This window comes from Mycolicibacterium cosmeticum (assembly GCF_000613185.1).
Taxonomy (GTDB): domain Bacteria; phylum Actinomycetota; class Actinomycetes; order Mycobacteriales; family Mycobacteriaceae; genus Mycobacterium; species Mycobacterium cosmeticum.
In genome coordinates this window covers 1,820,203-1,832,188 of record NZ_CCBB010000001.1, presented here as the reverse complement: position 1 = coordinate 1,832,188, position 11,986 = coordinate 1,820,203, and the positions used below count along the sequence as shown (strand labels likewise).

11 protein-coding genes are annotated in these 11,986 nt (G+C 67.8%); 5 read left to right on the top strand and 6 right to left on the bottom strand.

Annotated elements, in window-relative coordinates:
• Positions 1–4: 4 nt before the first annotated feature.
• Complete coding sequence (locus BN977_RS08710) at positions 5–793, bottom strand: SDR family NAD(P)-dependent oxidoreductase (protein WP_036397165.1); 789 nt, start codon at positions 791–793, stop codon at positions 5–7.
• 181 nt (positions 794–974) lie between these two features.
• Between BN977_RS08710 and BN977_RS08705 the strand changes: the two genes are divergently transcribed.
• The 3 genes from BN977_RS08705 to BN977_RS08695 are packed head-to-tail and all read left to right on the top strand — an operon-like array spanning position 975 to position 4,064.
• Positions 975–1,850 (top strand): RraA family protein, encoded by an 876-nt coding sequence (locus BN977_RS08705; protein WP_084172451.1) that lies wholly within the window; start codon positions 975–977, stop codon positions 1,848–1,850.
• Between the two features lie 15 nt (positions 1,851–1,865).
• Positions 1,866–3,092, top strand: a complete 1,227-nt coding sequence (locus tag BN977_RS08700; protein WP_051561189.1) for a DUF3500 domain-containing protein — start codon at positions 1,866–1,868, stop codon at positions 3,090–3,092.
• Between the two features lie 9 nt (positions 3,093–3,101).
• Positions 3,102–4,064: a LysR family transcriptional regulator gene (locus BN977_RS08695; protein ID WP_051561187.1), complete on the top strand. Its 963-nt coding sequence runs from the start codon at positions 3,102–3,104 to the stop codon at positions 4,062–4,064.
• A gap of 32 nt (positions 4,065–4,096) precedes the next feature.
• Here BN977_RS08695 and BN977_RS08690 read toward each other — a convergent pair whose 3' ends face one another.
• On the bottom strand, positions 4,097–5,635 hold the full coding sequence (locus BN977_RS08690; RefSeq protein WP_036397163.1) for a dolichyl-phosphate-mannose--protein mannosyltransferase: 1,539 nt from the start codon (positions 5,633–5,635) through the stop codon (positions 4,097–4,099).
• A 62-nt stretch (positions 5,636–5,697) separates the two neighbouring features.
• On the opposite strand from BN977_RS08690, the gene rsmI reads away from it, so the two are divergent.
• On the top strand, positions 5,698–6,534 hold the full coding sequence (gene rsmI, locus BN977_RS08685) for a 16S rRNA (cytidine(1402)-2'-O)-methyltransferase (protein ID WP_036398731.1): 837 nt from the start codon (positions 5,698–5,700) through the stop codon (positions 6,532–6,534).
• Between the two features lie 18 nt (positions 6,535–6,552).
• Positions 6,553–7,002, top strand: a complete 450-nt coding sequence (locus BN977_RS08680; protein ID WP_024454497.1) for a hypothetical protein — start codon at positions 6,553–6,555, stop codon at positions 7,000–7,002.
• On the opposite strand, the gene BN977_RS08675 is transcribed toward BN977_RS08680, so the two are convergent.
• From BN977_RS08675 to metG, 4 genes are all read right to left on the bottom strand, one after another.
• Positions 6,980–8,182 (bottom strand): aminodeoxychorismate synthase component I, encoded by a 1,203-nt coding sequence (locus BN977_RS08675; RefSeq protein WP_036397161.1) that lies wholly within the window; start codon positions 8,180–8,182, stop codon positions 6,980–6,982. The genes BN977_RS08680 and BN977_RS08675 overlap by 23 nt on opposite strands.
• 19 nt (positions 8,183–8,201) lie before the next feature.
• On the bottom strand, positions 8,202–9,086 hold the full coding sequence (locus BN977_RS08670) for an RNA polymerase sigma-70 factor (protein ID WP_036397159.1): 885 nt from the start codon (positions 9,084–9,086) through the stop codon (positions 8,202–8,204).
• On the bottom strand, positions 9,083–10,237 hold the full coding sequence (locus BN977_RS08665) for an NAD(P)/FAD-dependent oxidoreductase (protein ID WP_036397158.1): 1,155 nt from the start codon (positions 10,235–10,237) through the stop codon (positions 9,083–9,085). Before BN977_RS08665 ends, BN977_RS08670 begins: the two co-directional genes overlap by 4 nt.
• A gap of 156 nt (positions 10,238–10,393) precedes the next feature.
• Positions 10,394–11,968 carry a methionine--tRNA ligase gene (metG, locus tag BN977_RS08660; RefSeq protein ID WP_051561185.1) on the bottom strand — a complete coding sequence of 525 codons (1,575 nt, stop codon included), beginning with the start codon at positions 11,966–11,968 and terminating at the stop codon, positions 10,394–10,396.
• Positions 11,969–11,986 lie beyond the last annotated feature (18 nt).

Here is an 11,986-nt window from a genome sequence, read left to right as displayed (position 1 = left end):
CACATCAGACGGTCGGAATGCTGCCGCCGTTCACCGTGTACTCGGCGCCCGTGACGAACGATGCCAGAGGGCTGGCGAGGAAGAGGTTGACTGCCGCCACCTCCGCTACCGTGCCGAGTCGGGCCAGGGGGAGCTTACGAACGTTGACGGCGAAGTGTTCGATCGCAGCTTCCTTCTCCATCCCGAAAGATTCGGCGACAGAGTCGCCGAATCCACCGGGCCGGTCCCACATCGGTGTGCGCACAGGGCCCGGACTGACGGTGTTGGCGCGAATTCCCGCGCCCCCGAATTCGATCGACAGTGCCTTCATAAACATGAGGATCGCTGCCTTGGACACGTTGTATTCGGCGAAGAACGGGTCAGGCATCCGGCCCGCATCGGAAGCCACGCTGACAATAGATCCGCCGTTGGCGGCTTTCATGTGCGGCACCACTTCGCGGCACATGCGGACGATGCTCAGAAAATTCACATCGAGCGTGCGCCGCCAATCCGCGTCGGTCCCTTCCAGTGAGCTGCTACGCACCGGCGCGATCCCGGCGCACGAGATGAGGATGTCGATGGAGCCGAAAGCTTCCAGTGCCGCCGCGATCGCAGTCGACGCCGAGTCCGAATACGTGAGGTCACATTGGAATGGACGGAGCTGCGAGTCCTGCCGAGAAGACAGGGGCTCGATGTCGAGGTCTACCGCCAGAACGTTGGCGCCTTCGGCCAGCAGTTGATTCGCCGTTTCGAGTCCGATGCCCGATGCCCCGCCGGTGACGATCGCCGTCTTTCCAGAAAGCAGGTAGTCCATGTGCCATCTCCGTTGATAGTACCGTCATCCGATGACGTCCTGATGAGAAGTGAAACTTCGAATATCGCGTGTGATAGACGAGTCATGTTGAACGCTAAGTGAATTGGGCCTCATTGGCAAGTGCCTCGGTCCCGCTCGGCTCCGCCCGTCGGTCGATGGAGGTGATCCAGAAGGGCGGCGAATGGCTGCCATTCAAATATCGAAGGGCACGTCAGGGCGGCGTCGGATACGATTATGCAATTGGCGAGAATCCGGTATTCGCATCGAAACCATTTGCATCACAACGCATTTATGGCAAGGGGACGAAATGACTGACCGAAGGCGCGCGGGATCCGTCGATGTGAGGTTCGACTGGGTGACTATTCATGATCCGCTCCCGTCAACCGACACCGCGACCATCCAGCGCTTCCTCGCCCTCGGCGACCTGTCCAGCACCGTCTCCGACGTGCTCGACGAGTTGGGCGTCCGCGGTGCAATCCCCACGTCACGGTTGAGCCCGTCCATGCCGAAAGAACGAATCGTCGGAAACGCCACCACGGTGCGCAATGTGGACCAGTCGCGGTCGGCGCTCGCCGCGGTGTCCGACAAGGATTGGCGCATGGCCGAAATCCTCGCGCTGCGGACCGCAAGCCCCGGGGACATCCTGGTCATCGAAGGGCTCGCCGAGGTATCGAACATGGGCGGCTTGATGGCCTCAGTTGCGAAGCGACAGGGACTGTCTGGTGCCATAGTCGATGGCGGCGTCCGTGACCTGGGAAGATCTCGCTCACTGCGCTTCCCTGTGTGGTCGCGTGACCACACTCCCGTCACCGGCAAGTGGCGCAGCACCACCACCGAGGTGAACGGAACGATCCGGTTATCCGGCATCCCGGTCGCGGCCGGCGATCTCATCATCGCCGACGAGACCGGGATCTGTTGCATCCCCCGTGATCTCATCCATGGTGTCCTTGAGCGCGCCGAGCAGATCGCGTCGTCGGAGATCGGTTTCGATGCCCTGCTCAAGGCGGACGAGCCGGTCGACGGTCTCATCGACTACCTGTATGGCAAGGCCGACTGAAAACAGATATCCGCAATGACTTTTGATACGTTCACCTCCCGGCGACCCCGGACCGCCGCTGAGTCCACCGCGCTGGACGCGACGCGACCTCTGGCCATCGAGCTGGCCGCGAAGGTCGCGGCATGGCTTGACAGTTTGTCCGGCGAGCAGCGCGCACGAGCCAGCTTCGGATCTCCCGGCAGTTCGGAGGACGAGCGGTTGCTGTGGTTCTACACTCCGACCGACCACGGCGGCCTCCCGTTGGTGGACCAGCGCCCGGCGCAGCATCGCCTGGTGATGCAGATTCTTGCGGCCGGGCTCTCGGAGGCCGGGTACGTCACCTTGGTCACGGTGATGGGGATGGAGAACGTGCTCGACCGCCTGGAGGGGTGGTCGATGACCTTCGAGCGGGATCGGGGCAGGGATCCCGGCATGTACTACCTCAGCGTGTTCGGATCACCGGGTGATCGACGGTGGGGCTGGCGATTCGGCGGTCATCATGTCTCGGTTAACCAACTGATCGTTGACGGGCGTGTCGTATCCACGACCCCGCTGTTCCTGGGGGCCGACCCGGCTGCTGCGCCGCTACTCGGCAGTGTTCTACAGCCGCTGGTCAGCGTGCAGGACGTCGCGCTCGATTTGATGAGATCTTTCGACCGGGACCAGCGGACGCGGGCGCTGATTCACCCACGGGCCGTGTCGGATCTGGTTGGGGCGAACCGTTCGCTGGTCTCCGAGGGCGATCAGCGGCTTCCGCTGCCGGATGTGTTCCGGGGACGGTTCACCGACAGCACCGTGGCCACCCAGCTCGACCAGGTCAACGAGGCGATGCAGTCCGGCTCCGGTTACTCGGCCGAAGATGACGCCCAAGTCGCGTTGACGGGGGTTCCGAAAGGCTTGCCGGCTGCCGCGATGACGGCGGCGCAACGGGATGCCCTTCGGATTCTGCTGGACCTGTACTTCTCCCGGGCTGCCGAACCGATCGCCGCGTCGTATCGGGTCCGATACCAGGCAGATGACCAGTTGGACCCGCTGCACGTCGCGTGGGCGGGTGCCATGAAAGCCGGTGAACCGCACTATTACCGCATCCAAGGCCCCGGGATCCTGATCGAGTATGACAACACCCAACGCCGCGCCAATCATGTTCACGCGGTGTGGCGGGATCCCACGGGCGACTTCGGGGTCGACACCCTCGCCCATCATCACCACACGGAGCACGGTGCGCTGAGGGCACCTCGTCGTGAGGGGGTTTCGAAGGGGTAGCCTGCGCAGATGGTGTCGTTGCGGGCGCTGGAGTCCCTGGTGGCAGTCGCTGACCACGGATCGATCACCCGCGCCGCGGAGGCGCTGCATTCGTCGCAGCCCGCGGTGTCCCAACAGCTCGCCGCACTCGAACGTGAGACACGCACGCAGCTGTTCGTACGAGAAGGACGTGGGGTGAGGCTGACGCCCGCCGGTCGGGCGGCGCTGTCCGACGCGCGGCGGGCACTCGACGCCGCTGCGGCGGCGGTGCGCTCGGCGCGCGTCGTGGGGGAAGGCGCCAGCGGATCGTTACGGCTGGCCTGTGCGCAGAGTCTGTCCGTCGCGTTTCTCGCCCCGGTGATCCAGCGCTGGCTCCGCACCGATAGCGCAGTGAAGTTCACGGTGCGGGAATCGACCTCGATGGATGTGCTGATGCAAGTGCTCGACGACGACGAGGTCGACGTGACGTTCGTAGCCGCGCCCACCTCGGTGCCCGATCGGTTCACCGTCATCCCGGTCGCGGAGGAGGAGGTCGTCCTGACAACGGCGCCGGATCATTTTTTGGCCAAACAGTCCGCGGTGCGCCTCGATCAACTCGACGGTGTCCCCATCGTTCACTTCGCGCCCGAGAATGGATTGATCTCCTGGCTCGATTATTCGCTCGCCGAGGCCGGTGTCCGTCCGGATCCGGTCATGCGGACCGCGGTGACAGCGTCCGCGCCGCAGCTTGCCGCGACGGGCCTCGGCGTCGCCATCACGCCGATCAGCGCGGTCGGCGAGGGTTTTCCCGGAGCCGTACGGTCCTTCTCGCCGCGCTGGTTCCGCCAGCTCGTCGCCATCACGCCCGCGGCGCCTGACCCGCTCACCGCTCGCTTCATCGGCGAACTGCGGATGCGCGGCGTGCACGTACCCACGGAGATTCGGCGGCAACTGGCCACCGACCACTCGGCCGGAGACGAGCGCGGGCGCCCCGATGGCCAACCCGGCAATTGACCCGCAGCGTCAGCAAGCCGAAATCGGTCGGCTCACCGCCAGCTGGGCAACCAGATCTGCATGTTCCAGGTCGCCTGCGAAATCGGCAGCCCGGTGAGTATCGGGTACATCCAGGCGAAGTTCGTGATCACCAGCGCCACATAACAACTCACCGCGATCAGGCCCAGCGTCCGCCGTTCGGCATTCTGATTCGGTTGATACAGCACATCACCGAGGATCAGCGCGATCGCCATGATCAGGAACGGCGCCATGGTGGTGGCGTAGAAGAAGTACATCTGCCGGTCGATATCGGCGAACCACGGCAGGAAGCCGGCGCTGTACCCGACCAGCACCACGGCGTAGCGCCAGTCGCGGCGCACGAACGCCCGCCACAGCGCCCAGCCCAGCACCGGGACGGCGATGAACCACATCGCCGGCGTGCCGACCAGCATCACGGCCTTCACACACGACTGCGCCCCGCAGCCCGGCACGTTCTGCTGGTCGATGGCGTACAGCACCGGCCGCAGCGACATCGGCCACGTCCACGGCTTGGACTCCCACGGATGGTGGTTGCCGGCGGCGTTGGTCAGCGTGGAATGGAAGTGATACGCCTGATAGGTGTAGTGCCACAGCGACCGCAGGGCGTCGGGCATCCAACTGTCCAGGCCGATCGAGCGGCCCTCCTCGTGCCGGTCCACGGCGGTCTCGGAGGCGAACCACGGTGCATAGCTGGCCAGGTACACCAGGAACGGGATGAGGCCCAGCGCGTAGACCGCCGGTCCCACATCGCGGCGCAGCGTCCCCAGCCACGGCCGCGGCACCCGGTACTGGCGCCGGGCCACGATGTCGAAGGCCAGCGTCATCAACCCGAAGAAGGCGATGAAGTACAGGCCGGACCATTTCGTCGCGCACGCCAGGCCCAGCAGCACACCCGCGCCGAACCGCCACCAGCGCACCCCCAGCCGTGGGCCCCACGGGGTCTCCGCGATCCGGCCCTCCATCAACGCGGTATGCATCCGGGACCGCACGTCGTCGCGGTCGACGATCAGCGCCCCGAACGCCGCCACCACGAACAGCACCAGGTAGACGTCCAGCAGCGCGGTGCGCGCCGAGACGAAGCTGACCCCGTCGGCGATGAGCAGCAGCCCCGCGATGCCGCCGATCAGGGTCGAGCGGCTGATCCGCCGCACGATGCGCGCCGTCAGCACCACGATGATGACGCCGCACACCGCGCCGGAGAACCGCCAGCCCAGCCCGTTGTAGCCGAAGAACCACTCGCCGATCGCCATCAACTGTTTGGCCACCGGCGGGTGCACCACCAGCCCGTAGCCGGGGTTGTCCTCGACACCGTGGTTGCTCAGCATCTGCCAGGCCTGCGGCGCGTAGTGCTTCTCGTCGAAGATCGGGGTGCCCGCGTCGGTCGGTGAACCCAGCCGCAGGAACCGCGTCAGCGCGGCCAGCGCGCCGATGATGACGGTCATCACCCAGCCCTGCAGGCGATCCGTCGGCCCGAAATCCGGCACGGGAACCAGGGGGCCGGGGCTGATCACGGGAACGGCGCGCTCCGGCTGCACGGTATGAGGAGCGGTCATCAACGACGATCGTAGGCTGTCCCCTTGTGGAACCCCCGGTCGCTCCGCTCCTGCCCGCCGAAATGGAAGGTGGCCGACTGCTGCTGGCGGCCACGCCGCTCGGGCAGCCCGCGGACGCGTCCAGCCGTCTGGTCGACGCCCTGGCGACCGCCGACGTGATCGCCGCCGAGGACACCCGCCGGGCCCGCACCCTGGCTTCCGCGCTGGGCATCACCCCGGCCGGACGGCTGCTCAGCGTGTTCGACCAGAACGAGGCCACCCGGGTACCCGCCCTGCTCGACGAGATCCGCGGCGGTGCGACGGTGGTGCTGATCAGCGACGCCGGCATGCCCCTGATCAACGATCCGGGCTACCGGCTGGTGACGGGCTGTATCGAGGCCGGCCTGACGGTCAGCTGCCTGCCGGGCCCGTCGGCGGTGACGACGGCGCTGGCGGTCTCCGGCCTGGGCGCCGACAGATTCTGTTTCGAGGGTTTCGCGCCGCGGAAGCAGTCGGCGCGGCGCACCTGGCTGGCCGGCCTGGCCGCCGAGCAGCGCACCGCGGTGTTCTTCGAGTCGCCGCGCCGGCTGGCCGACACCCTGCGCGACGCCGTGGACACCCTGGGCCCCGAGCGGCGCGCGGTGGTCTGCCGGGAGCTGACCAAGACCCATGAGGAGATCAGGCGCGGCACCCTCGGGGAGCTCGCGGACTGGGCCGCCGACGGGGTGCTGGGGGAGATCACCGTGGTGCTGGCCGGTGCGGTGCCCAAGGCCGATCTGGCGACCCTGGTGGCCGAGGTCTCAGAACTCGTCGACGAGGGTGCCCGGGTCAAGGACGCGTGCGCGCAGGTGGTCGCCGCCCATCCGGGAGCGCCGTCCCGGCGTGAGCTTTACGATGCGGTGTTGAAGGCACGCGACTGAGAGAGCCGGTGGGCCGCCGTGAGTACTGCAGCGTTCGTCATCGTGTTGGTCGTCGGGATTGTGGCTGTGCAACTGTTGATCGCGGTGCCGATGGTGATCTGGTGGCGTCGCCGCAGCAGGGCGGTCGCGGCGTGGTTCACGACCGAGCTCGAGGGCGAGACGGTGGTGCTCGGGCCGGAGAAGGGGGCCTATCGCGGCGCGACCGCGCCGGGTTATCCGGTGGTGAAGAACAACGGGATGATCGCGCTGACCCGTCGGCGGCTGATCTTTCGTACGCTCACCAACACCACCATCGAGGTCCCCGTGGACGCGATCACCGCCGTGCGGCAGCAGTCGGTGTTCAAAGGGTCGGTGACCGGCGGACGGCCGCACCTGATCGTCACGACAGCAGCCGGTGATATCGGTTTCTACGTCTTCGCCGGCATCGTTGCGTGGATCGCGGCGCTCACCCCGACGACGCACCTGTGAACTGACGCACGATCGAGGCGGCCTTGTCGAGGCATTCCTGCCATTCCCGGTCGGGATCCGAGTCGGCGGTGATCCCACCGCCCACACCGAGCACGGCCCGCCCGTGCGCGTCGAACTCGACGGTGCGGATCGCCACGTTGAGCTCCGTTCCCGCCGCGGGCGAAGCCAACCCGACCGTGCCGCAATAGATCCCACGAGTATCCGGTTCCCAGTGTGACAGCAGCTGGCGGGCCCGGCACTTCGGTGTGCCGGTCACCGACGCGGGCGGGAACGTCGCGTCGAGCACCGCCGACATCGGTGTCTCGGCCGGGATCTCGGCCGCCACCGTCGACACCAGGTGCCACACCCCGGGCGCGGGGCGCACCCGCAGCAGCTCGGGGACGGTCACCGAGCCGGTGACGGCCAGGCGGCCCAGGTCGTTGCGGACCAGGTCGACGATCATGATGTTCTCCGCGACATCCTTGACCGACGACCGCAACTGCAACGGTGAATCGGTAAGGGGCAGTGTGCCTTTGATGGGGCTGGAGGTCACGTGTCGGCCGTGCCGGCTGAGGAAGAGCTCCGGGGACAGCGACGCCACCGCGCCCCAGTCCCCGGCGATGTAGGCGGCGCGCGCCGGCGCGGTGCGGGCGACGGCGTCGACGAAGAAATTCAGCGGGTCACCGGTGATCCGGCCGGTGAACTGGGTGCAGACGCAGGCCTGGTACACCTCGCCCGCGGCGATCGCGTCCAGGCAGGCCAGCACCCCGGCGCGGTGCGCCGCGCGATCGGGCGCGCGCCACTCGACGGTGTAGGCGCCGGCCGGGGCGGCGGTGATATCGGTCAGCCAGGCGGGAACCGGTGCATCGGAGAGGCTTTCGTACCACCAGTGCCCGTCGCCGTCCTGGCGCAGCACGCAGTCCGACCAACCGCCCGCGGAGGCGGGGATGCGGGGCGCCCCGTCGGGGTAGCCCAGATAGCCGAACCAGCCACCGCCGATATGCGGGCCGCATCCCGGTGTCACGTCGAACACCCGCTCGCACGGGGCGGCGGCCACGCTGGGTGCGATGACGGCCCGCGAGGAGAACCAGTCACCGATCAGCGCGGCCGGCGGTGGCAGGCCGCGTCGGCGACCGGCGTCGGCGACGGCACGTAGCACCCCGGGGGCGTCGCCCAAGTCCGCCAACCGCTCGATCCGCACCGGCCAAGCCTGACAGAAGCTACCTCGTGATCGCGCGGGGGACCGTGATCGCGGCCAGCTTGTCCGGGTTGCGCATGGCGTAGAAGTGGCTGATCCTGCCGGCGGTGATCTCCACGGTGATCACCGCTTCCAGTTGCTCGCCCAGGTAGAGCACGAGGGCGGGGGCATTGTTGTACATCGCCAGGTCGATGCGCGCATCGGCGCGTTCGGCGGCCCCGCGCATCAGGCCGAGCACCAGGCGGGCCACCTTGTCGGCGCCGGTCACCGGGCGGCGGGCCGCGCTGACCTTGCCCGCGCTGTCGGCCGTCCACACCACGTCGGGGGCCAGCAGCTCGATCAACGCGGCCACGTCGCCGGTCGCGGCCGTGGCGAAGAACTGCGTGGTGATCTGTTCCCCGACCGCCGCGTCGACGTGGTCGAAGCGCTTGCGCCGGGCCTGCACGTGCTCCCTGGCGCGGTGCGCCATCTGGCGCACCGCGGCCGGGGAACGGCCCACCGCCGCGGCGATCTCGTCATGGCTGAAGCCGAACACCTCACGCAGCACGAAGATCGCGCGCTCGTCGGGGGTGAGGGTCTCCAGCACCACCATCATCGCCATCGACACCGATTCGGCCAACACCACGTCGGCCGAAGCATCCTCTACCAGAACGGGTTCCGGCAGCCACGGCCCGACGTACTCCTCGCGACGTCGGGCCGCGGCGCGCAACGCGTTGAGCGCCTGCCGGGTCACCAGCTGGGCCAGGTAGGCCTTGGTGTCGGCCACCGTGTCGAGGTCCACTTCGGCCCAGCGCAGGTAACTCTCCTGCAACACGTCATCGGATTCGGTTGCCGAACCGAGGATTTCGTAGGCGATGGTGAACAACAGGGGCCGCAGCGCGGTGAACCGCTCGGCGTGCTCGCTCACGCGTCCACCGTCTGCAATCGCTCGGTGCGCTTACCGCCGCGCATCCACACGTACGAGCCGGGTTTGGCCGCCTCGCGGCGCAGCTGCCACAGCGTGCCCTTGCACACCATCTCCTTCAGCGACGCGGCCACCCGGCCACCGATGTAGAGCCGGGTCGGCGTGTCATCGGTGTGCGCGAGCTGGATGGTGCCGTAGGAGCGGCCGATGCTGATGCACTGACCGGCGAAGGCCTGGTTCACCGGGACCGGGTCGGTGCCCGCGATCCGGGCCAGCACGGTCCGCGCGGCCTGGGCGGCCAGCGGGATCGCGGCCTGGCAGCTCATCCGCAGCGGCACGCCCGACGGCGCCACCGCGTCACCCGCACCGACCACCCGGTCGTCGTCGATGCTGGTGAGGGTCTCGTCGGTGAGCAGCCGACCCAGATCATCGGTGCGCAGGCCGCTGGCGGCGGCCAGCTCGGGCACCCCGAACCCGGCCGTCCACACGGTGACGGCGCTGGGCAGGGTGCGCCCGTCGGACAGCGTGACGTCCTGGTCACCGACCGCGGCCACCGTCGGGCCCTCGATCACCGTGACGTTCAGCTTGGCCAGTTGCTTGGCGACCGACCGGCGGGCCTGCGCGCCAAGTGACGGGCCGAGCACCGGCCCGGCGACCAGGGTGACGGTGCGCCCTGCCTCGCCGAATTCCGAGGCCGCCTCGATACCGGTCAACCCGCCTCCGACCACCACCATGGGTGCGGTCGTCGGCACGTCCTGCAGCCGCGCGCGCAGCCGGCGCGCACCCTCCAATTCGCTGATCGCATAGGCCGATTCGGGGGTGGTCCCGGCGGTGCTGCCGACCGCGTAGATCAGGTAGTCGTAGTCCAGCGCGGTGCCGGAGGCCAACTCGACCCGGCGGGCCGCGGTGTCGATGCGCTCGGCGCGGTCGACCACCAGGCGCACGCCCTCGCCGAGCAGGGTGTCATAACCGGTGGTGGCGTCATGCGTGCCCGCCGAGAGCTGGTGCAGCCGGATCCGCTCGACGAATTCGGGCCGGGCGTTCACCAATGTGACCGTTGTACCGGGCCGCTGCAACAGGTGGTTGGCGGCGTGGACGCCGGCGTAGCCGCCGCCCAGGACGATGACGCGTTGTGGGGTGTTGTTCTCAGTCATGCCCTCAAGACACCGCCCATCCCGAAAGTGTGACAGGAGGTGACCCAGATCACGCAGTTGCCGGCACGTCGATATCTACACCAGGGTCGTGAATTCGGCGGATGTGCAGCCCTCACGTAGAAATCGGCGAGCCGCGGCGTGGACTGTGGCGGAAAATTACGCCTCGGGCGCCTGGTAGCGCGGGAACACGCCCTCGGGCTTCGGCAGGGCCGTGCCCGGCGCCAGCCGGGTACCGATGGCGCTGAAATCCCGCCGATCGGCCGGCTGCCCGAGCAGGTCCAGCATCTTGGTCATCGACTCCGGCATGACCGGCTGGCTCAGCAGCGCGGCGATCCGCACCGTCTCCAGCGTGGTGTACAGCACGGTGGCGAAGCGGTCCGGATCGGTTTTGCGCAGCACCCACGGTTCCTGCGCCGAGAAGTACTTGTTCGCCGCGCCGAGCACCGACCAGATGGCGTCCAGAGCCAGGTGCATGGCCTGTTCGTCGAAGTGGCGGCGCACCCGATCCAGCAGGCCGTCGGCGGCATCGAGCAGTTCGGTGTCCTCGGCGGTGAAGGCGCCGGGCTGGGGCACCACGCCGTCGAGGTTCTTGTTCACCATCGACAGCGACCGCTGCGCCAGGTTGCCCAACTCGTTGGCCAGGTCGGCGTTGATGCGGCCGACGATGGCCTCCTCGCTGTAGCTGCCGTCCTGGCCGAACGGCACCTCGCGCAGGAAGAAGTAGCGCACCTGGTCGAGGCCGAACTCGTCGATCAGCACCAGCGGATCGACCACGTTGCCCAGCGACTTGCTCATCTTCTCGCCCTTGACGTTGATGAACCCGTGCGCGAAAACCCTTCTCGGCAGCTCGATCCCGGCCGACATCAGGAACGCCGGCCAGTACACCGTGTGAAACCGGATGATGTCCTTGCCGATCATGTGCAGATCCGCCGGCCAGAACTTGCCGAAGGCCTCCGACGCGGTGTCCGGGAATCCGACACCGGTCAGGTAGTTCGTCAGCGCATCCACCCAGACGTACATGACGTGATCGGGATGGTCGGGGACCGGGACACCCCAGTCGAAGGTGGTGCGCGAGATCGACAGATCACGCAGCCCGCCGGAGACGAAGCTCACGATCTCGTTGCGCCGGACATCGGGCCCGATGAACTCCGGGTGCTCCCGGTAGAGGGTCAGCAGCCGGTCGGTGTAGGCCGACAGCCGGAAGAAGTAGGTCTGCTCCTCGGTCCAGGTCACCTCGGTGCCGGTCTCGATGGCGTACCGCTTGCCGTCGCGTTCTTCGGTCTCGTCCTCGGTGAAGAACCGCTCGTCGCGCACCGAATACCAGCCCTGGTAGCTGCCCAGGTAGATGTCACCGGCCTCGTTCATGCGGCGCCAGATCTCCTTGGACGCCTCGTAGTGGTCGGCGTCGGAGGTCCGGATGAACCGGTCGTAGGAGGCGCCGAGGCGCTCCTGCATCCGCTCGAACACGTCGGAGTTGCGCTTGGCCAGCTCGGCGGCGGTCAGGCCGAGCTTGGCCGCCGTCTCGGCCATCTTCAGGCCGTGCACGTCGGTGCCGGTCAGGTAGCGCACGTCGAAGCCGTCGAGGCGCTTGAAGCGGGCGATCGTGTCGGTGGCGATGTACTCGTAGGCGTGCCCGATGTGCGGGTCGCCGTTCGGGTAGGCGATGGCCGTGGTGATGTAGAACGGGGCGCCCGGGGCGGAAGTCCCCGCGTCGGTGGAAGACGTAGTCATTTGGCTCTCACCTTAAGG